The following is a 20,628-nucleotide window of genomic DNA, read 5'->3' as shown; positions in this document are numbered from 1 at the left end:
CGCTTGCCGGTGCGCAGGAAGAACGGCACGCCGGCCCAGCGCCAGTTCTCGATTTCCGCCTTCAGCGCGACGAACGTTTCGGTCTGGCTGTCGGGCTTGACGCCCGGCTCGGTCGCATAGGCGGGCACCTGCACGCCCTTGATCACGCCGGCATGATACTGGCCGCGCACCGCGACCTTGCCGATGTCGCGCGGATCGACCGGCTTCAGCGCGCGCAGCACGCGCAGCTTTTCATCGCGCACGGAATCGGAATCCATCGAGTGCGGCGGCTCCATCGCGACGATCGACAGCAGCTGCAGCAGGTGGTTCTGCACCATGTCGCGCAGCGCGCCCGTATTGTCGTAGAAATCGCCGCGCGCTTCGACGCCGAGCTCCTCGGCGATCGTGATCTGAATGCTCTCGACCCACTCGCGGCGCCACAGCGGCTCGAACAGCGCGTTGCCGAAGCGCAGCGCGAGCAGGTTCTGCACGGGCTCCTTGCCGAGGTAGTGGTCGATCCGGTAGATCTGCTCTTCCGCGAAGATTTCGCCGACCGCGTCGTTGATCGCGTTCGACGAGCGCAGGTCGTAGCCGAGCGGCTTCTCGAGCACGATGCGCGAGCCTTCGTTGAGCCCGACCGATGCGAGCGCCTTGCAGATCGGCACGAACAGCGACGGCCCCGTCGCGAGATAGAACACGCGGATGCCGGGCAGCGGTTCGACCGCATCGCGCAGCACCGCGTAGTCTTCCGCGCGGCCGAGATCGAGCTTCACGTATTCGATGCGCTCGAGGAAGGACTGCCACGCGGCCTGATCGAACGCGCTGCCGGCCGCCTTTGCCGCGTGCGGCTTCACGTGCGTGTCGACCCATTCCAGATATCCGGCCCGATCCGATTCGTGCCGCGCGACGGCAACGATCCGGCCGCTTTGCGCGAGCATGTTCGCGCGGTGCGCTTCGAACAGCGCAGGCAGGATCTTGCGCATCGACAGATCGCCGGTGCCGCCGAAAAGTACGAAGGTAAAGCTGGAATCGGTATGCATGTGTCTCCGCCGGTTTGGGGTGCTGGGAAGCGGTCCGTAGTGCGATAAAAATATTTTTGACACTGAATTGTAGTTTAACTACAATCCGCCGCAAGGGGTAGCACCCGGGCGAAGAAAAAAATGAAGTGCGGCCGATGAACTGCGCGCGCTTCGCCTGCGGGAGCGCCTTGTGCCGAATGTTATCGGACATTGGCGGCGCGCATCGTCCGCGCGCCGTCGGCCCCGGGCTCGTGCCGCTTCGCGGCGGGCCAGAAACACAAGAGGAGACATGCAGTTGAATCTCAAGTCACGCTTTCTGTAAGAGCCCCGGCCGGTCATCGGCCCCGTACGCGCCATGCGTCTCGCGGCTCGATTTCCCCGTCGTTATCAAGAAGCCGTTCCCGCTGAGGGAACTTCACGAGTTGATTCAGTCTGGAGGAGATAAGGAATGAAAGTTCGCTCGATCATGGGCGCGCTCTGCGCCGCAGGTCTGATGGCCGGCGCGATGGCGGCGCAGGCGGCCGAGAACGTCACGGTGCTGCACTGGTGGACTTCGGGCGGCGAGTCGAAGGCCGTCGGCGTGCTGAAGGACGACCTGCAGAAGCAGGGCTACGTGTGGAAGGACTTCGCGGTCGCGGGCGGTGCGGGTGCAGCGGCGATGACGGCGCTGAAGACCAAGGTGATCAGCGGCGATGCGCCGTCGGCGGCGCAGATCAAGGGCCCGCTGATTCAGGACTGGGCCGATCAGGGCGTGCTCGTGAACATCGATTCGGCTGCCGGCGACTGGAAGCAGAACCTGCCGCCGGAAATCGACAAGATCATGAAGTACAAGGGCCATTACGTCGCCGCGCCGTTCTCGGTGCACCGCGTGAACTGGCTCTACATCAACAAGGCCGCGCTCGACAAGGTCGGCGCGAAGGTGCCGACCACCTGGCCCGAGTTCTTCGCGGTCGCCGACAAGCTCAAGGCCGCCGGCATCCAGCCGGTCGCGATGGGCGGCCAGCCGTGGCAGGACCTGACGCTGTGGGAAGACGTCGTGCTGTCGCAGGGCGCCGCGTTCTACAAGAAGGCGCTCGTCGATCTCGACCAGGCGACGCTGACGTCGCCGCAGATGGTGTCGGTGTTCGACACCGTGCGCAAGATCCAGGGCTACTTCGACGCGGGCCGCAACGGCCGCGACTGGAACCTCGCGACCGCGATGGTCATCAACGGCAAGGCCGGCATGCAGTTCATGGGCGACTGGGCGAAGGGCGAGTTCGAGAACGCGGGCAAGAAGGCGGGCAAGGACTACATCTGCGCGCCGGTGCCGGGCACGAGCAACGCGTACACGTTCAACGTCGACTCGTTCGTGTTCTTCCAGCAGAAGGGCCAGAAGGCTGCGACGCCGGGTCAGCTCGCGCTCGCGAAGACGATCATGACGCCCGAATTCCAGGAGCAGTTCAGCCTGCTGAAGGGCTCGATTCCGGTACGCCTCGGCGTGAAGATGGACAAGTTCGACGACTGCGCGAAGAAGTCGTATGCCGACGAGCAGACCGCGCTGAAGGCCGGCGGCTACGTGCCGTCGCTCGCGCACGGGATGGCGCAGGGCGATGCGACGGCCGGTGCGATCACCGACGTCGTGACGAAGTTCATGAACTCGCAGCAGGATTCGAAGAGCGCGGTGGCGTCGCTCGCGAAGGCCGCGAAGGTGAAGTAATGCCGTAGCGCGACGGGCGCCCGGCCGGCCGCGCTGGCCGCCGGGCGATCCGCCAGCGCTGCAAACGGGCGCGTCCGCGCGCCCGTGCCGTATCGGACGCCGGCTGCGGCCCGCGTCGCCCTCGTTCCAGGAGTCGAATCAAGTGGCTGCCCCTCTTAGCGGAAACGGATCCGGCGCTGCCGTCGCGCGGCGATCGTCGCCGATGTCGGCATTCGCCGATCGCTGGATTCCGAAGCTCGTGCTCGCGCCGAGCGTCGCGATTGCCGTCGTGTTCATCTACGGCTTCATCCTGATCACCGGCTATCTGTCGCTGACCAACTCGCGGCTGTTGCCGAACTACGAATTCGACGGCTTCGGCCGTTATACGGATCTGTTCCAGAACGACGTGTGGTGGACCTCCGCCGCGAACCTCGGCTGGTTCGGGATTCCGTTCATCGCGATCTGCGTCGCGCTCGGGCTGTTCCTCGCGATCCTGCTCGACCAGAAGATCCGCAACGAAGGCGCGCTGCGCGCGATCTTCCTGTACCCGATGGCGCTGTCGTTCATCGTCACGGGCACCGCATGGCAGTGGATCCTGAACCCGGGCCTCGGCCTCGAGAAGGTGATGCACGACTGGGGCTGGACGAGCTTTTCGTTCGGCTGGCTCGACGATCCGGACAAGGCGATCTTCTGCGTGGTGATCGCGGCCGTGTGGCAGTCGACCGGCTTCGTGATGGCACTGTTCCTCGCGGGGTTGCGCGGCGTCGACGGCGAGATCTTCAAGGCCGCGCAGGTCGACGGCGCGACGCTGCCCACCATCTACCGCAAGATCGTGATTCCGAGCATGCGCCCCGTGTTCTTCTCGGTGCTGCTGATTCTCTGCCACATCACGATCAAGACCTTCGACCTCGTCGTCGCGCTGACGGCCGGCGGCCCCGGCACGTCGTCGTCGCTGCCGGCGATGTTCATGTACACGTTTTCGTTCAACCGCGGCCAGCTGGGCCTCGGCGCGGCGTCGTCGGTGATGATGCTCGCGACCGTGGTCGCGGTGCTCGTGCCGCTGATGTATATGGAATCGAGGAGCACGCGCAATGCAGCCTAAGATGACCATCAGCCGGGCGGTGATCTACGCGGCATTGATCCTGTTCGCGCTGTACTTCCTGTTCCCGATCTACGTGATGCTGTCGACGTCGTTCAAGGATCTCGACCAGCTGCGCACGGGCAACCTGCTGACGCCGCCGTCGCACTGGACGGTCGCGCCGTGGGTCAAGGCGTGGAGCGAGGCCTGCACGGGCGTGCGCTGCGACGGCATGAAGCCGTTCTTCCTGAACTCGATCCAGATGGTGATTCCGGCCGTGCTGATCTCGTCGCTGATCGGCGCGTTCAACGGCTACGTGCTCACGCACTGGCGCTTTCGCGGCGCGGATGCGCTGTTCACGATGATGCTGGTCGGCTGCTTCATTCCGTTCCAGGTGATCCTGCTGCCGATGGCGCGGCTGCAGGGGATGTTCGGGCTCGCGAACACGATTCCGGGCCTCGTGTTCGTGCACGTCGTGTACGGCATCGCGTTCACGACGATGTTCTTCCGCAACTTCTACGTGAGCGTGCCGGCCGAGCTCGTGAAGGCGGCGCGCATCGACGGCGCCGGCTTCTTCACGATCTTCACGAAGATCCTGCTGCCGGTGTCGCTGCCGATCTTCATGGTCTGCCTGATCTGGCAGTTCACGCAGATCTGGAACGACTTCCTGTTCGGGATCGTGTTCTCCGGCGTCGACTCGATGCCGATCACGGTGGCGCTGAACAACCTCGTGAACACGTCGACCGGCGTGAAGGAATACAACGTCGACATGGCCGGCGCCATCATCGCCGCGCTGCCGACGCTGCTCGTCTACGTGATCGCCGGCCGCTACTTCGTGCGCGGCCTGACGGCGGGCGCGGTGAAGGGCTGAGCGCGACGACCACGATGCAACGCGAGGCGCCGCCGTGCGGCGCCTCGAAACGAGCCGACACGGCGCTGGAGCGCGCCGGGCTTTGGATGGGACCGCGGGCGGGCGTCGACGCCCGCCGCGGCCGACACACGAGACAGAGGATTCACAAGCATGGCAAGCCTTTCCATCCGTGACGTGTACAAGACCTACCCGAACGGGGTGCCGGTCCTGAAGGGTGTCGACATCGACATCGAGGACGGCCAGTTCCTGATTCTCGTCGGCGGCTCGGGCTGCGGGAAGTCGACGCTGCTCAACATGATCGCGGGGCTCGAGACCGTCACGAGCGGCGAGATCCGCATCGACGGCAAGGTCGTAAACGACCTGTCGCCGAAGGACCGCGACATCGCGATGGTGTTTCAGTCGTACGCGCTGTACCCGTAGATGACGGTGCGCGAGAACATCTCGTTCGGCCTGAACATCCGCAAGGTGCCGAAGAACGAGCAGCAGCAGATCGTCGATCGCGTGTCGCAGATGCTGCAGATCCAGCATCTGCTCGACCGCAAGCCGGGCCAGCTGTCGGGCGGCCAGCGCCAGCGCGTCGCGATGGGGCGCGCGCTCGCGCGCGATCCGGCGCTGTTCCTGTTCGACGAGCCGCTGTCGAACCTTGACGCGAAGCTGCGCATCGAGATGCGCGCGGAGATCAAGCTGCTGCACCAGCGGCTCGGCACGACGATCGTCTACGTGACGCACGACCAGATCGAGGCGATGACGCTCGGCGACCGGATCGCGGTGATGAAGGACGGCGTCGTCCAGCAGTTCGGCGCGCCGCAGGAGATCTACGACTCGCCGTCGAACCTGTTCGTCGCGGGCTTCATCGGCGCGCCGCCGATGAACTTCATCAGCGGCAAGCTCACGGAGCAGGGCAGCGGCGTCGCGCTCGAGCTCGATACGGGCCTGGCGCGCAGCGCGCTGAATCTGCCGTTCGATGCGGCGAAGCTGAAGTCGTACATCGGCCGCGACGTGATCCTCGGGCTGCGCCCGGAGCGCATCACCGATGCGCGCAGCGCGCACAACGGTGAAGCGTCGCGGCTGCAGCCGGTCGACGTGCGCGTCGACGTGACGGAGCCGACGGGGCCTGACACGCACGTGTTCGCGCAGGTGAACGGCAAGCGCATCGTGAGCCGCGTGCATCCGGCCGCGAATCCGCAGCCGGGGCAGACGCAGTCGCTGCTGTTCGACGTGTCGAAGGCCGTGCTGTTCGATCCGCAGACGGAGGCGCGCATCGCGTGATGCACGCGGGCCCGCGGCAGCGGCGTGCCGCCGGGCTCGGAGCCGGGCCGGCGGCGCGGCGGTGTGCGGCGCGACGCGCCGCCTTACGGTTGCTCGGTGCGATGCCCGATGCGCGCCGCTCAGTGCGGCAGCCGCACGTCGAACTTGAACGTGAGAAGCCGCGCGACGAGCGTGAAGCCGGTCGCGAGCAGCACGCTGTACACCGAGTCGAATTGCAGCCACACGAGCAGCAGATAGAACCAGCAGCCGACGAACGCGCAGGTCGCGTACGGCCGCGAGTCGCGCAGGATCAGCGGAATGTCGTTGCACAGCACGTCGCGGACGATCCCGCCGACGACCCCCGTAATCACGCCCATCATCACCGCGATGAAGCGCGGCATTTCGGCTTCGAGCGCGATCGCCGTGCCCGAGATGCTGAAGATCCCGAGCCCGATCGCATCGGCGACGAGCAGCACGCGCTCGGCCGACAGCCGCGACAGCATGCGCAGCAGGAACGGCGCGAACAGCGCGAGCACGAAGATCGCGATCACGTAGTCGTCGTGCACGACCCAGTAGAACGGCCGGCGCTCGAGCAGGATGTCGCGCAGCGTGCCGCCGCCGAACGCGGTCGCGATCGCGACGACGAACGTGCCGACCGAGTCGAGCCGGTTCTTGCGCGCTTCGATGAAGCCGGAGATCGCGAAGGCGAGCGTGGCGATCGCTTCGAGTACCGCGATCGCGAGCGTGAGCCTAGGATGCGGCACGCGGTCCCCGCTCGGCGGATGCCGCGAGCGGCTGCAGCAGCACGAGCACCGCGCCCGCACCGCCGTCGTGGCCGCGCGCCTCGCAGAACGCGATCACTTCTTCCTTCTGCACGAGCCACGCACGGACCTTGCCCTTCAGCACCGGCTCCTTGCCGATCGAGCCGAGCCCCTTGCCGTGGATCACGCGCAGGCAGCGCAGCCCTTTCTTGCCGGCTTCGCGGATGAACTCCGCAAGCGCCTCGCGCGCCTCGTCGCGGCGCATCCCGTGCAGATCGAGCTGCGCCTGCACGATCCATGCGCCGCTTCGCAGCTTGCGCACGACGTCGCGGCTGATGCCGGGGCGGTGGTAGTACAGCGATTCGTCGCTGTCGAGCAGCGTCTCGGGATCGAACTCGTCGGACAGCGTCGCGTTCAGCACCGCTTCCTCGTCGCGCTGCGTCTGCTTGGGCACGGGCGGCGGCGGCACGCGGCCGGATGCCGCGCGCGGCGGCGCGTTCAGCGGCCGCACCGCGCCGATCTCGTTGCGGAACAGGTTCGCGTCGGCTTCGGCCTGGCGCGCGGCCTTGACCGTTTCGACGCGCGTGCGCTCGCGGCGCTCGGCTTCGCCTTGCAGCGCCTGGCGCAACGCGGCGAGGCCGGCGAGACCCTGGCCGCGCAATGCGGCCGGTTCGAGGACCGGCGGCGGCGCGACCGGCGCGGCGGCGGGACGGGCGGCGATCTGCCGCTTCGCGGGATCGCTCGGATGGGGCTGATTCTTCGCCATGATTCGATACGCAATGCAGCGCCGGGGCGCGCGGGCACAAAAAAGCCGCTGCGCGACGGGCAGCGGCTCCGGCCAGGCCCGCTTCGCGGCAGCGGCCGCCATTGTAGCGCCCGACGCGGCGGCACTTGCGGCTTACTTCTTGTCGTGCAGGCTTTCGAGGTAGCGCTGCGCGTCGAGCGCGGCCATGCAGCCGGTGCCGGCGCTCGTGATCGCCTGACGGTAGACGTTGTCCTGCACGTCGCCGGCCGCGAACACGCCCGGCACGCTCGTCGCGGTCGCGTTGCCCTGCAGGCCGCTCTTCGTCAGGATATAGCCGTCCTTCATTTCGAGCTGGCCCTGGAACAGATCGGTGTTCGGCTTGTGGCCGATCGCGACGAACAGGCCCTGCACCGCGATGTCTTCGGTCGCGCCGGTCTTCACGTGCTTGATCCGCACGCCGGTCACGCCCGAGTCCTCGCCGGTCACTTCGTCGAGCACGTGATCCCACTTGATGTCGACGACGCCTTCCTTTTGCTTCTCGAGCAGACGGTCGACGAGGATCGGCTCCGCGCGGAACTTGTCGCGGCGGTGGATCACCGTGACCTTCTTCGCGATGCCGGTCAGGTAGAGCGCTTCCTCGACGGCGGTGTTGCCGCCGCCGATCACCGCGACGTCCTGGCCGCGGTAGAAGAAGCCGTCGCAGGTCGCGCAGGCCGACACGCCCTTGCCCATGAACGCTTCCTCGGACGGCAGGCCGAGATACTGCGCCGATGCGCCGGTCGCGATGATCAGCGCGTCGCAGGTATATTCGCCGGAATCGCCGATCAGCCGGATCGGCCGTTCGTGCAGCTTCGCGGTGTGGATGTGGTCGAACACGATCTCGGTGTTGAAGCGCTCGGCGTGCTCGAGAAAGCGCGCCATCAGTTCCGGACCTTGCACGCCTTTCGGGTCCGCCGGCCAGTTTTCGACGTCCGTCGTCGTCATCAGCTGCCCGCCCTGCGCGATGCCGGTGATCAGCACCGGCGACAAATTGGCGCGTGCCGCATAGACGGCGGCCGTGTAGCCGGCGGGGCCGGAACCGAGAATCAGGACTTTGGCGTGTTTGGGCGTGGACATGTGCGAAATCCGTAAAAGACGGCCACGGCGGGCGCGGTGCGGCTCGCCGGACGGTCCGGGTTGACCGGGATGCCGTGCGTAGATGGGTATCAGACGCGCATTATAAAGGCCCCGTTGCTGCGATGCCGAACGAGAGTTTCAATCGGCGCGATAGCGTTTCGCACGCACGGCGCGCGGTGCGCCGCTTGTCCGCTTCGGCATCCGGCCCGCCGATGTAACCGTCATTTACACTTGGGCGCCCGATGCAGCGTTTACAATAAGCGGGATCGAACGACAGGCGGGACGCGCGGCATGCGCGGCCCGTTCTCTTTATACGGATTCATGGCAAAAGCTCCTTATTCCGCCCAGGCACAGGCGTTGCCGCACCGGATGTCGAAGCTCCTGATGGAGATCCGCTGGATTCTCCAGGTCGCGCTGTGCGCATTTCTCGTGATGGCGCTGCTCAGCTATAGCCGGCGGGATCCGAGCTGGACGCACGCCGCGCAGGTCGACCACATCTCGAACTGGGCCGGCCGCGTCGGCGCATGGACGGCCGACATCGTGCTGCTGCTGTTCGGCCTGTCCGCGTACTGGCTGATCGTGCCGCTCGCGCGGCGCATCGCGGTCAACTATCGGCGCATCACGCGCCACGACGCGCTTGCCGACGAGCCCGAGCGGCCGATCGGCTGGCTCACCGAGATCTTCGCGTTCGTGCTCGTCGTGCTCGCGTGCGACGGCATCGAGGCGCTGCGCATGTGGTCGCTGAAGGTGCAGCTGCCGCGCGCGCCGGGCGGCGTCGTCGGCGAGGCCGTCGCGGGCGCGATGTCGCATGCGTTCGGCTTCACCGGCGGCACGCTGCTGCTGCTGATCGCGCTCGCGATCGGCCTGTCGCTGTATTTCCGCTTCTCGTGGCTCGCGGTCGCCGAGCGCGTCGGCGGCGCGATCCTGTCCGCGGTGAACGTCGCGAAGCTGCGCCGCGAGGCCGAGCGCGACCGCAAGCTCGGCGAAGCCGCGGCGGTGCGCCGCGAGGGCAAGGTCGAGGAAGAGCGCGTGCGCATCGAGGATCACGAGCCCGTGACGATCGTGCCGCCGATCGTCACGCCGGCGAAGTCCGAACGCGTCGAGCGCGAGCGGCAGGTGCCGCTGTTTACCGACCTGCCGGGCGACTCGACGCTGCCGCCCGTGTCGCTGCTCGATCCCGCGCCGAAGACGCAGGAATCGATCTCCGCCGATACGCTCGAATTCACGTCGCGGCTGATCGAGAAGAAGCTGAAGGACTTCGGCGTCGAGGCGAGCGTCGTCGCCGCGTATCCGGGCCCGGTCGTCACGCGCTACGAGATCGAACCGGCCACCGGCGTGAAGGGCAGCCAGATCGTGAACCTCGCGAAGGATCTCGCGCGTTCGCTGTCGCTCGTGTCGATCCGCGTCGTCGAGACGATCCCGGGCAAGAACTACATGGCGCTCGAACTGCCGAACCAGCGCCGCCAGACGGTGTACCTGTCCGAGATCATCGGCTCCGAGGTCTATGCGGCCGCGCCGTCCGCGCTGACGCTGAGCCTCGGCAAGGACATCAGCGGCAAGCCGGTGTGTGCCGATCTCGCGAAGATGCCGCACCTGCTGGTCGCCGGCACGACGGGCTCGGGCAAGTCGGTCGGCATCAACGCGATGATCCTGTCGCTGCTGTACAAGGCCACCGCCGAGCAGGTGCGGCTGATCCTGATCGATCCGAAGATGCTCGAAATGAGCGTCTACGAAGGCATTCCGCATCTGCTGTGTCCGGTCGTCACGGACATGCGTCAGGCGGGCCACGCGCTGAACTGGACGGTCGCCGAGATGGAGCGCCGCTACAAGCTGATGAGCAAGCTCGGCGTGCGCAATCTCGCGGGCTACAACAACAAGATCGACGAGGCGGCCAAGCGCGAGGAAAAGATTCCGAATCCGTTCAGCCTGACGCCGGAGGATCCGGAGCCGCTCGGCCGGCTGCCGAACATCGTCGTCGTGATCGACGAGCTCGCCGATCTGATGATGGTCGTCGGCAAGAAGGTCGAGGAGCTGATCGCGCGACTCGCGCAGAAGGCGCGCGCGGCCGGCATCCATCTGATCCTCGCGACGCAGCGTCCGTCGGTCGACGTGATCACCGGGCTGATCAAGGCGAACATCCCGACGCGCGTCGCGTTCCAGGTCTCGTCGAAGATCGACTCGCGCACGATTCTCGACCAGATGGGCGCCGAGTCGCTGCTCGGGATGGGCGACATGCTGTATCTGCCGCCGGGCACCGGGCTGCCGGTGCGCGTGCACGGCGCGTTCGTGGCCGACGACGAAGTGCATCGCGTCGTCGAGAAGCTCAAGGAGCAGGGCGAGCCGAATTACGTCGAGGGCCTGCTCGAAGGCGGCACCGCCGACGGCGACGAGGGCTCGGCCGGCGCGGGAACCGGCGAAGCCGGCGCTGAGTCTGATCCGCTGTACGACCAGGCGGTCGAGATCGTGATCAAGAACCGCCGCGCATCGATCTCGCTCGTGCAGCGTCATCTGCGGATCGGCTACAACCGCGCGGCACGGCTGCTCGAACAGATGGAGCAGTCGGGGCTCGTGTCGGCGATGTCGTCGAGCGGCAACCGCGAAATTCTTGTGCCGGTACGCGACGCGGAATGAAGTCTGCGGCGCCCGCGGCGCCGGCCACCCACGGAGAAAACCGCATCATGCAGCAACTTTCGTTCGTCCCTTCCCTTCGTTCGACGCGCCGCTGGCTCGGCGCCGCGCTCGCCGGCGCGTCGCTGATGCTCGCGGCCACGCACGCGTTCGCGGGCGGCACCGAGCAGTTGAGGGCATTCGTGGCGCAAGTGCGCTCGGCGAAGGGCGACTTCACGCAGCAGATCGTCAAGGCGCCGGCCAAGGGCGCGAGCGCCGCGCAGGCCGCGCCGAAGCCCACCGACAACTCGAGCGGCACGTTCGTGTTCTCGCGTCCCGGCAAGTTCATCTGGACCTACCAGAAGCCGTACCAGCAGGTGCTGCAGGCCGACGGCGACAAGCTCTACGTGTACGACCGCGATCTGAATCAGGTCACCGAACGCAAGCTGAACGGCGCGCTCGGCGCGAGCCCGGCCGCGATCCTGTTCGGCAGCAACGATCTCGACAAGAGCTACACGCTGCGCGACGCCGGCGAGAAGGGCGGCATCGAATGGCTCGAGATGCTGCCGAAGGCGCAGGACACGCAGTTCCAGCGAATCGGCATCGGGTTCAAGAACGGCACGCTCGCGGCGATGGAGCTGCACGACGTGTTCGGCAACGTCACGCTGCTCACGTTCTCGAACATCCAGACCAATCCGCCGCTGAAGGCCGACACGTTCAAGTTCGTCGTGCCGAAGGGCGCGGACGTGATCACCGGCTGAGCGGCACGCCGCTCGCACCGACGACGGGCCTGCCGGCAACGGCAGGCCCGTGTCGTTTCCGGGCACGGCGGGCGCGTCGCGCGACTGTCATAATGTCGGGTCCGGCGGCCGCGTTCGGCCGCTACCGTTTGTTGTGGAGCGAGGGTTCATGTCCGACCTGTTTCAAGTCGAGCCGCGCCGTCCGCTCGCCGAGGCGCTGCGGCCGAAAACGCTCGCCGACGTGATCGGCCAGACGCATTTGCTCGGCGAAGGCAAGCCGCTGCGGCTCGCGTTCGAATCCGGCAAGCCGCATTCGATGATCCTCTGGGGGCCGCCCGGCGTCGGCAAGACGACGCTCGCACGGCTCACCGCGCTCGCGTTCGACTGCGAGTTCATCGCGCTGTCCGCGGTGCTCGGCGGCGTGAAGGATATCCGCGAGGCGATGGACCAGGCGAAGGAGACGCTGAACCGCACGGGTCGCCACACGATCCTGTTCGTCGACGAAATCCACCGCTTCAACAAAGGGCAGCAGGACGCGCTGCTGCCGTTCGTCGAGTCGGGGCTCGTCACGTTCATCGGCGCGACCACCGAGAATCCGAGCTTCGAGGTCAACTCCGCACTGCTGTCGCGTGCGCAGGTGTACGTGCTGAAATCGTTGACCGACGACGAAATGCGGCAGCTGCTCAAGCGCGCGCAGCACATCGCGCTCGACGGTCTCGAATTCGACGACAAGGCGGTCGATACGCTGATCGGCTATGCGGACGGCGACGCGCGGCGCTTTCTGAACCTGCTCGAGCAGGCGCAGACGGCCGCGTCCTCGGCCGGCGTGACGACGATCGATGCGGACTTCGTTGGCAGCGCGATGACGCTGAATGCGCGCCGCTTCGACAAGGGCGGCGACAACTTCTACGACCAGATCTCGGCGCTGCACAAGTCGGTGCGCGGGTCCAGCCCGGACGGCGCGCTGTACTGGTTCTGCCGGATGGTCGACGGTGGCGCGGATCCGAAGTACCTCGCGCGCCGGATCGTGCGCATGGCGTGGGAAGACATCGGGCTTGCCGATCCGCGCGCGATGCAGATCGCCAACGACGCAGCCGAGACATATGAGCGGCTCGGGTCGCCGGAAGGCGAACTCGCGCTCGCGCAGGCCGTGATCTATCTCGCGTGCGCGGCGAAGAGCAATGCGGGCTACAACGCTTTCAACCAGGCGATGGCGTTCGTGAAGCAGGACAAGTCGCGCGAGGTGCCCGTGCATCTGCGCAATGCGCCGACGAAGCTGATGAAGGAGCTCGGCTACGGTCACGCGTATCGCTACGCGCACGACGAGCCGAACGCGTATGCGGCCGGCGAGACCTACCTGCCGGACGGCATGCGCGAGCCGCACTGGTACAAGCCGGTGCCGCGCGGGCTCGAATCGAAGATCGCGGACAAGCTTGCGTGGCTGCGCGAGCTCGATCGCGAGGCCGGCAAGAAGGACTGACGGCCCGGCGCGTCAGCGCTTGCGGTGCGGCTGCTTCGTCCAGTAACCGAACGGCTCCTCGTGGCAGTCGATGTCGAGTTCGGCGACACGCGTGTGCAGGCGCGCCTGCGCGTCGGCGATCGCGGCGTCGTAGATCGCCGGCGCGATTTCGTCGACGAAGAAGTTCAGCAATGCGCCGGCCTGGATGTTGCCGATCGGCTCGTCCAAGTTTTCTGTGAAATAGCGTTGCAGCGACGCGATCGCACGGTCGCGTACGTCCTTGTCGAGTTCGATGGGCATCGGTCCTGGCCTGTGTGATCGGGTGGCGCCCGGAGGGCGGCGGAGCGCGGGGCACTCCCGTACGGTGCGGGCGTTGCGGCGGGCGCGGTTCGCCCGACGAGCGCCGCCTGCCGCGCGGCCCCCGCCACGCGCTTGTTCGATACTGCCACTGCCCGAGGTTTTCCGTCATCGTCCGCCCGGCCGATGCGTTGGCGGTGCCGCCGTGCGTTAGAATCCCCGTCTTACACAACGATTTTCCAGTCCTCCCATGCTTGACATCCAGCTGCTGCGCAAAGACCTCGACGGCGTCGCGAAGCGCCTCGCCGATCGCGGCTACACCCTCGACGTCGCCGCGTTCTCCGCGCTCGAAGCGGAACGCCGCGCGATCCAGACCCGCACCGAAGAGCTCCAGGCACGCCGCAACACGCTGTCGAAGCAGATCGGCGCGATGAAGGCGAAGGGCGAGGACACGTCGGCCGTGATGGCCGAGGTCGGCGGGATCGGCGACGAGATGAAGGCATCGGCGGCGAAGCTCGACGAGATCCAGGCGCGCCTGTCGGAGCTGCTGCTGGGCATGCCGAACCTCGCGCACGAAAGCGTGCCGGTCGGCAAGGACGAGGCCGACAACGTCGAGGTGCGCCGCTGGGGCACACCGCGCCAGTTCGACTTCGACGTGAAGGATCACGTCGACATCGGTACGCCGCTCGGCCTCGATTTCGAGACGGGCGCGAAGCTGGCCGGCGCGCGCTTCACGATGCTGCGCGGCCCGATCGCGCGCCTGCATCGCGCGCTTGCGCAGTTCATGCTCGACACGCATACGCAGCAGCACGGCTACAGCGAGACGTACACGCCGTACATTGTGAATCCGGAGATCCTGTACGGCACGGGCCAGCTGCCGAAGTTCGCGGACGACATGTTCCGCGTCGAGAAGGGCGGTGCCGAGAACACGGTCACGCAATATCTGATCTCGACGTCCGAGATCTCGCTGACGAACACCGTGCGCGAGTCGATCGTCGAAGCGTCCGCGCTGCCGATCAAGCTCACGGCCCATTCGCCGTGCTTCCGTTCGGAAGCCGGGTCGTACGGCCGCGACACGCGCGGGATGATCCGCCAGCACCAGTTCGACAAGGTCGAGATGGTGCAGATCGTCGCGCCGGAATCGTCGTACGCGGCGCTCGACGAAATGGTCGGCCACGCGGAAGCGATTCTGCAGAAGCTCGGCCTGCCGTACCGCGTGGTCGCGCTCTGCACGGGCGACATGGGTTTCTCGGCCGCCAAGACGTTCGACCTCGAGGTGTGGCTGCCCGCGCAGAACACCTATCGCGAGATCTCGAGCTGCTCGAACACCGAGGCGTTCCAGGCGCGCCGGATGCAGGCGCGCTTCCGCAACGCGCAGGGCAAGCCGGAGCTCGTGCATACGCTGAACGGCTCGGGGCTCGCGGTTGGCCGTACGCTCGTCGCGGTGCTCGAGAACTACCAGAACGCGGACGGCTCGGTCACGGTGCCGGAAGTGCTGCGTCCGTACATGGGCGGTCTGGAGCGGATCGACGCGCCGGCACAGGCGTCGTAACCGCGCGCGACGATGCGCATGCCACGCCCAGCAAAAAAATTTGCAAAAAGGGCTTGGAAGTTTCGCGGAGTTCGTTCTATAATCTTTGCTTTCCCGGAAACGACCAACCGGGAAATGAAGCAGCAAGGAAGGAGAGGTGGCAGAGTGGTCGAATGTACCTGACTCGAAATCAGGCGTACGGTTTCCCCGTACCGTGGGTTCGAATCCCACCCTCTCCGCCAAAATACGAAGCCCCTTGATCCGGAAAGATCAAGGGGTTTTTCGTTTTGGCCGCGCATCACGCCGGTGCCGGATACTGCGCGAGCACCTTGTCGCGAATCGACGGCTTGATATTCGACTGCGCCATGTTCCCGCGGTAATGCGCGACGACGCGCGGGTTCATCACGCGATACCAGAGCGGCGGGACGTACGCGAGCAGGATCATCGTCGCGTAGCCGGCCGGCAATTGCGGCGCGTCGTCGAAGTGGCACAGCGCCTGATACGAGCGCGTCGGATTCGCATGATGATCCGCGTGTCGCTGCAGCTGATACAGGAACAGGTTCGTGACGACGTGATTGCTGTTCCACGAATGCTGCGGCGTGCAGCGCTCGTAGCGACCGTTCGGCAGCCTGCGCCGGCCGAGCCCGTAGTGCTCGACGTAGTTCACGACTTCGAGCAGCGACGCGCCGTACACGGCCTGGATCACGAGGACCGGGATCACCACCACGCCGCCGATCGCAATCGCGATACCCCATACGACGACCGTCATCGCCCACGCATGCAGCACCTCGTTGCGCCAGGTCCACGGCGAGCGGCCGAGCCGCGCGAGACGCGTGCGTTCGAGCCGCCACGCGGAGCGCACGCTGCCGACGACGGTACGCGGCAGGAACGCCCAGAACGATTCGCCGTAACGTGCGCTCGCCGGATCCTCGGCGGTCGCGACGCGCACGTGATGACCGCGGTTGTGCTCGACGAAGAAGTGTCCGTATGCGACCGGCGCCAGCGTAATCTTCGCGAGCCAGCGCTCGAAGCGGTTCGTCTTGTGCCCGAGTTCATGCGCGGTGTTGATCGAGATGCCGGTCGCCGCGCCGAGCGACAGCGCGAAGCCGACGTAGTCGTACCACGCCAGCGCATGCGTGCCGACGATCCGCACGCACATGAAGAACGCGACGTACTCGACGAGCGTCGCGAGATAGACGATCAAGCGGTAGTAGCGCTCGCGTTCGAGGTGCGGCACGACGTCTTCGGGCGGGTTGTCGCGGTCGTCGCCGATCAGCGTGTCGAGAATCGGAATCACGCCGAACGCGAACAGCGGGCCGAACCACCAGAACACGTGAAACCCCGTCGACAGCGCGAGCTGCGCGGCGAAGATCGGCAGCGTGATCGTCAGCGCGCCGAGCAGCCATAGATAACGTTTGCCATCCGACCAGCTCGCGGCCGGTGCGTCGCTCGTTGCCATCGTCTCCCTCCAGTCGGCCGGATCGTATGCGGCAGTGCATCGTCCGGTCCGTTACGGTTTTGTGCGGATCCTCGTCGGCCGGGGTGCGCGTGCGAGACGCCAGATCGTCGCCCGGTTCTGCCGTTATACGACCCGTGCGCGCGCTTTCCAAACGCCGGCGCTAGGCGCCAAGCTCCAAACGCGCCGCGGTGCGTGCGCCGCGCGTAGAAGCGGCCGCGTGCCCTGATTGAAACGCGGCGGCGCAGGGCGAATCGTCGTGCGCCGCGGTCGTATCGTCGGATGAATCGAGCGAAGACGGTGCCGCTCAGTCGCAGGCGCGTCGCGACAACAAATGTTGCGTCGCAATATCGGACATGTCGTCACCGGTTTCGCCGGCGCACTTTCCGCGCTGTGTATTACCGCCGATTGCGACACTCGCGCCGACATCGTTTCGAAAGAATCCGCTCCCGCCCGCGCGTATCAATGCGCACGCCGATCGCCGCCGATAACGCGGCGCGCACGACGCGCCTCCCGCCGCACATCGACACGCCATGCTGCACATGCACATCGCCGCGCGCGAAACGCGCAACGGACGTTGCCTGCCGCCTTTCGATCGGCGCCGCCATTTGAAAATAACGATTTGACTCATGCCCCGCTTTCGGTTGAAGCTAATAGCTTGCTGTCCGAAGGGGGCTGTGCCTGCATGAGTTCGACCTTGACCGTTCGTCGTATCGCCGCCGACCAGGGCGACGTGTATCGCGAACTGCGCGCGGCGTCGCTGCGCGAGCCCTACGCACCGGGCGAAGCGCCGGAGGCCGAATTGCTGAACGTCGATTCGGACGCCGCGGCGGCCATCGCCGCGCAGCGCGCCGCATCCGACACGTCGACGACCTTCGTGCTCTACACCGAAGGCCACCCGGCCGGCATGATCGGCGCCTACTTCGACAACTCGCCCGAGCGGCGTGCGTTCGTCAGCGAATTGTGGGTCGCGCATGCGGTGCGTCATCTGCGCGGCGGCGTGCTACTGGTGGAGACCGCGACCGGCTGGCTCGCCGAGCGCGGCGCGCAGGACGTCTATGCCTGGATCGCCGACGCGAACCGGAACGCGGTCCGTTTCTACGAACGCGTCGGTTTCAGCAACACCGGCGAGCACGCGCCGATCGTGCGGATGCCGGGCGCGCTGAAGTCGCTGTTCGTGTCCCACATCAAGCCGTGAACCGGCATCCTTCCCGTGGCCGCTGCGCGCAGTGAGCGGCGCACCGGGGCCGCGCATCGCGGCCGCCCAAAAATGATGGCTGCGCGCGTGGACGCCTGTAAAATACGCAAAAATTTTTTGCAGAGTGTCCATGTCGCTTAAAAAATCGCCATTCTTCGAGCTGCGCAGCGGATCGGTCGATACGTTGCTGTTCACCGTGAAGACGACCGATCTCGATGCGTTGCGTGCCGAACTGGTCAAACGTTTCGAAGCGACTCCCGAGTTTTTCGCCGACGATGTCGTCGCCATCGACGTCCGCCGCCTCGCGGACGGCGAGCGCGTCGCGCTGGCCGACATCCGGCAGATGCTGAGCGACGTGCGGATGCGTCCGGTGGGCGTCGTCGCGCTTGCCTCGCAGGGCTGGGCGACGGAAGCGGGCCTGCCGCTGCTCGAGGCGCGCGATCGCCGCGCGCCGGCCGCGAAAGCGGCCGACGAAGCGGAGCCTGCCGCGGCGCCGGCTGTCGAAGCCGCCGCTGCACCGGCAGCGGAACCGACGCCGGAGCCCGGCGCGGCGTCGCAGCCGGCGGGCGTCCAGACGCTCGTGATCGACCGGCCGCTGCGCTCGGGGCAGCAGATTTACGCGAAAGGAGACCTCGTGGTGCTCGCGCCGGTCAGCCACGGCGCCGAAATCATCGCGGAAGGCAACATCCACATCTACGCGCCGTTGCGCGGCCGCGCACTCGCGGGCGTGCACGGCAATCACGACGCGCGCATCTTCTGCACGTGTCTCGAGCCGGAACTGATTTCGATCGCGGGTATCTATCGAACGACCGAGAACCCGCTGCCCGCAGACGTACTGGGCAAATCGGTGCAGATCCGGCTCGAAGAGGAAAAACTGATGATCGAACCGCTGCGCCTCACGTGATGCATACGGCGCGCTCCGGATCGATCGGCTCTCATTGACGAACACAGGGTATTGGGTAAATGGCAAAAATCATCGTGGTGACTTCGGGCAAGGGCGGCGTGGGCAAGACGACGACGAGCGCGAGCTTCGCGTCCGGTCTCGCGCTGCGCGGCCACAAGACGGCCGTGATCGACTTCGACGTCGGCCTGCGTAACCTCGATCTCATCATGGGCTGCGAGCGTCGCGTCGTGTACGACCTCGTGAACGTGATCCAGGGCGAAGCGAATCTGAACCAGGCGCTGATCAAGGACAAGAAGTGCGAGAACCTGTTCATCCTGCCGGCGTCGCAGACGCGCGACAAGGATGCGCTCACGCGTGACGGCGTCGAGAAGGTGCTGAACGATCTCGCGGCGATGGACTTCGAATACATCGTCTGCGATTCGCCGGCCGGTATCGAGGCCGGCGCGCTGCACGCGATGTACTTCGCGGACGAGGCGCTGATCGTGACGAACCCGGAAGTGTCGTCGGTGCGCGACTCGGATCGCATTCTCGGCATCCTGTCGTCGAAGACGAAGCGCGCGACCGAAGGCAAGGAGCCGATCAAGGAGCATCTGCTGATCACGCGCTACAGCCCGAAGCGCGTGAGCGAGGGCGAGATGCTCTCGCTCGAGGACATCAGCGAGATCCTGCGCATCAAGCTGATCGGCGTGGTGCCGGAGTCCGAAGCGGTGCTGCACGCGTCGAACCAGGGTTTGCCGGCCGTGCATCTCGACGGCACCGACGTCGCCGAAGCGTACAAGGACATCGTCGCGCGCTTCCTCGGCGAGGACAAGCCGCTGCGCTTCACCGAATACCAGAAGCCGGGCCTGCTGCAGCGCCTCTTCGGCAGCAAGTAACGGAGGCCGCTCATGTCCATTCTTTCGTTTCTCCTCGGCGAGAAGAAGAAGTCCGCATCGGTCGCGAAGGAGCGTCTGCAGCTCATCATCGCGCACGAGCGGGTCGGCGGCCGGCCGCCGGCCGATTACCTGCCGGCGCTGCAGAAGGAACTCGTTGCCGTCATTTCGAAGTACGTGCAGATCTCGAACGACGATATCCGCGTGAGCCTCGAGCGCCAGGACGATCTCGAAGTCCTCGAAGTGAAGATCGAGATTCCGCAGGCCTGACCGTTTCGCTATCCCTCCGCACGGCGGCGCAGGCCGCCGTGCGCGTCTTACGCGTTGTTGCACTTTCGGCCGTGCCGTAACACGGCGTCTGTCGGCCGTTCGCCTGCCTCCCGCATTGAACGAATACGTTCCGCGTGATCCGTTCAATCAGGAGGTTGTCATGACTGTCTCTTCCGTTCCCCGCCGTCTCGTGTCGCTCGCGCTTTGTGCCGCGGGCCTGTCGGCCGTCGCCGCGCCGTTCGCCGCGCACGCCGACGAAATCCTCGTCGGCGCGCCCGTCGTCGCGCAGCCGGCGCGCATCGTCGTCGCGCAACCCGTGGCGGTGCCGGCCGCCGAAGAAGTGGTGGTCGTCGCGCCGAGCGCGCCGCCGCCCGTGCGCTACGAAGTCGTGCCGGCCGCGCGCGTCGGCTACGTGTGGGAGCGTGGCCACTGGCGCTGGGAGCACGGCCGCTATGTCTGGATCGGCGGCCACTGGGAGGCCGAGCGCGTCGGCATGCACTGGGTGCCCGGCCACTGGGATCGGCGCGGGCCGAACTGGTTCTGGACGCGCGGTCACTGGGCTTGACGGAGGCGCACGATGAAACGAACGCTACTTGCCATCGCGCTCACCGCCGTCACGCTCGCCGGCTGCATCGTCGTGCCGGCGCGGCCCGTCTACTACCGGCCGGCGCCCGTGGTGATCTACTGAGTGTCGCGCGGGCCGTTGCGCGCCGCATCGGCTGCGGCGGCCGTATCTGCCGCGGCGCGTTGCGGCGCCGCGCCGGCCGGCGTGGCGTCGCTTTCTGCGCGATTGCCGGCCTCG

The 20,628-nt window shown here is 66.5% G+C and carries 18 protein-coding genes, 1 tRNA gene and 1 pseudogene; 14 read left to right on the top strand and 6 right to left on the bottom strand.

The annotated features are described in order from the left end of the window. Positions 1-1,019 (bottom strand): glucose-6-phosphate dehydrogenase (zwf, locus tag HMPREF3115_RS11775; RefSeq protein WP_256276131.1); only part of this gene is annotated, 1,019 nt, incomplete at its 3' end. Positions 1,020-1,446: 427 nt separating this feature from the next. On the opposite strand from zwf, the gene HMPREF3115_RS11770 reads away from it, so the two are divergent. From HMPREF3115_RS11770 to HMPREF3115_RS11755, 4 genes and pseudogenes are all read left to right on the top strand, one after another. After that, a complete protein-coding gene (locus HMPREF3115_RS11770; protein WP_070554492.1) occupies positions 1,447-2,694 on the top strand; it encodes an ABC transporter substrate-binding protein in 1,248 nt (415 codons plus the stop codon). A gap of 142 nt (positions 2,695-2,836) precedes the next feature. Then, positions 2,837-3,775, top strand: coding sequence for a carbohydrate ABC transporter permease (locus HMPREF3115_RS11765; protein ID WP_006400814.1), 939 nt, complete (start codon positions 2,837-2,839; stop codon positions 3,773-3,775). Next, a complete protein-coding gene (locus HMPREF3115_RS11760) occupies positions 3,765-4,622 on the top strand; it encodes a carbohydrate ABC transporter permease (RefSeq protein WP_006406281.1) in 858 nt (285 codons plus the stop codon). Before HMPREF3115_RS11765 ends, HMPREF3115_RS11760 begins: the two co-directional genes overlap by 11 nt. Positions 4,623-4,772: 150 nt before the next feature. After that, positions 4,773-5,891: pseudogene (locus HMPREF3115_RS11755) on the top strand (ABC transporter ATP-binding protein). 119 nt (positions 5,892-6,010) lie between these two features. On the opposite strand, the gene HMPREF3115_RS11750 reads toward HMPREF3115_RS11755, so the two are convergent. The 3 genes from HMPREF3115_RS11750 to trxB all read right to left on the bottom strand — a co-directional run bounded on the left by HMPREF3115_RS11750 (position 6,011) and on the right by trxB (position 8,492). Then, positions 6,011-6,634, bottom strand: coding sequence for a trimeric intracellular cation channel family protein (locus tag HMPREF3115_RS11750; RefSeq protein WP_006400811.1), 624 nt, complete (start codon positions 6,632-6,634; stop codon positions 6,011-6,013). Continuing rightward, entirely contained in the window at positions 6,621-7,397 is a 777-nt protein-coding gene (locus HMPREF3115_RS11745) for a Smr/MutS family protein (protein ID WP_035489261.1), read from the bottom strand. Before HMPREF3115_RS11745 ends, HMPREF3115_RS11750 begins: the two co-directional genes overlap by 14 nt. Before the next feature lie 132 nt (positions 7,398-7,529). Then, positions 7,530-8,492, bottom strand: a complete 963-nt coding sequence (gene trxB, locus HMPREF3115_RS11740; protein WP_070554491.1) for a thioredoxin-disulfide reductase — start codon at positions 8,490-8,492, stop codon at positions 7,530-7,532. A 321-nt stretch (positions 8,493-8,813) separates the two neighbouring features. Here trxB and HMPREF3115_RS11735 point away from each other — a divergent pair, with 321 nt between their 5' ends. The 3 genes from HMPREF3115_RS11735 to HMPREF3115_RS11725 all read left to right on the top strand — a co-directional run bounded on the left by HMPREF3115_RS11735 (position 8,814) and on the right by HMPREF3115_RS11725 (position 13,319). Beyond that, positions 8,814-11,123, top strand: coding sequence for a DNA translocase FtsK (locus tag HMPREF3115_RS11735; RefSeq protein ID WP_070554489.1), 2,310 nt, complete (start codon positions 8,814-8,816; stop codon positions 11,121-11,123). Positions 11,124-11,170: 47 nt separating this feature from the next. Then, positions 11,171-11,860, top strand: a complete 690-nt coding sequence (lolA, locus tag HMPREF3115_RS11730) for an outer membrane lipoprotein chaperone LolA (protein WP_006406277.1) — start codon at positions 11,171-11,173, stop codon at positions 11,858-11,860. Between the two features lie 148 nt (positions 11,861-12,008). After that, positions 12,009-13,319: a replication-associated recombination protein A gene (locus HMPREF3115_RS11725; protein WP_006406276.1), complete on the top strand. Its 1,311-nt coding sequence runs from the start codon at positions 12,009-12,011 to the stop codon at positions 13,317-13,319. Positions 13,320-13,331: 12 nt separating this feature from the next. On the opposite strand, the gene HMPREF3115_RS11720 is transcribed toward HMPREF3115_RS11725, so the two are convergent. After that, complete coding sequence (locus HMPREF3115_RS11720; protein ID WP_070554487.1) at positions 13,332-13,598, bottom strand: DUF2164 domain-containing protein; 267 nt, start codon at positions 13,596-13,598, stop codon at positions 13,332-13,334. Between the two features lie 247 nt (positions 13,599-13,845). Between HMPREF3115_RS11720 and serS the strand changes: the two genes are divergently transcribed. Then, positions 13,846-15,147, top strand: coding sequence for a serine--tRNA ligase (serS, locus tag HMPREF3115_RS11715; RefSeq protein WP_006400804.1), 1,302 nt, complete (start codon positions 13,846-13,848; stop codon positions 15,145-15,147). A gap of 130 nt (positions 15,148-15,277) precedes the next feature. Next, a tRNA-Ser gene (locus HMPREF3115_RS11710) sits at positions 15,278-15,368 on the top strand. Between the two features lie 56 nt (positions 15,369-15,424). Here the strand turns inward: HMPREF3115_RS11710 and HMPREF3115_RS11705 are convergent. Beyond that, entirely contained in the window at positions 15,425-16,585 is a 1,161-nt protein-coding gene (locus HMPREF3115_RS11705) for an alkane 1-monooxygenase (RefSeq protein ID WP_070554486.1), read from the bottom strand. A gap of 574 nt (positions 16,586-17,159) precedes the next feature. Here HMPREF3115_RS11705 and HMPREF3115_RS11700 point away from each other — a divergent pair. From HMPREF3115_RS11700 to HMPREF3115_RS11680, 5 genes are all read left to right on the top strand, one after another. Further along, positions 17,160-17,780 carry a GNAT family N-acetyltransferase gene (locus HMPREF3115_RS11700; protein ID WP_227747629.1) on the top strand — a complete coding sequence of 207 codons (621 nt, stop codon included), beginning with the start codon at positions 17,160-17,162 and terminating at the stop codon, positions 17,778-17,780. A gap of 130 nt (positions 17,781-17,910) precedes the next feature. Further along, positions 17,911-18,684 carry a septum site-determining protein MinC gene (gene minC / locus HMPREF3115_RS11695; RefSeq protein WP_006400800.1) on the top strand — a complete coding sequence of 258 codons (774 nt, stop codon included), beginning with the start codon at positions 17,911-17,913 and terminating at the stop codon, positions 18,682-18,684. A 59-nt stretch (positions 18,685-18,743) separates the two neighbouring features. Then, entirely contained in the window at positions 18,744-19,559 is an 816-nt protein-coding gene (gene minD / locus HMPREF3115_RS11690; protein WP_006400799.1) for a septum site-determining protein MinD, read from the top strand. Positions 19,560-19,571: 12 nt separating this feature from the next. Further along, positions 19,572-19,826 carry a cell division topological specificity factor MinE gene (gene minE / locus HMPREF3115_RS11685; protein ID WP_006400798.1) on the top strand — a complete coding sequence of 85 codons (255 nt, stop codon included), beginning with the start codon at positions 19,572-19,574 and terminating at the stop codon, positions 19,824-19,826. A 160-nt stretch (positions 19,827-19,986) separates the two neighbouring features. Then, on the top strand, positions 19,987-20,391 hold the full coding sequence (locus HMPREF3115_RS11680) for a YXWGXW repeat-containing protein (protein ID WP_048996701.1): 405 nt from the start codon (positions 19,987-19,989) through the stop codon (positions 20,389-20,391). Positions 20,392-20,628: the final 237 nt, after the last annotated feature.

The organism is Burkholderia sp. HMSC10F09 (assembly GCF_001806955.1).
Lineage (GTDB): Bacteria > Pseudomonadota > Gammaproteobacteria > Burkholderiales > Burkholderiaceae > Burkholderia > Burkholderia multivorans.
Note: the sequence above shows the minus strand (reverse complement) of the source record. Positions and strands in the feature narration are given on the sequence as shown.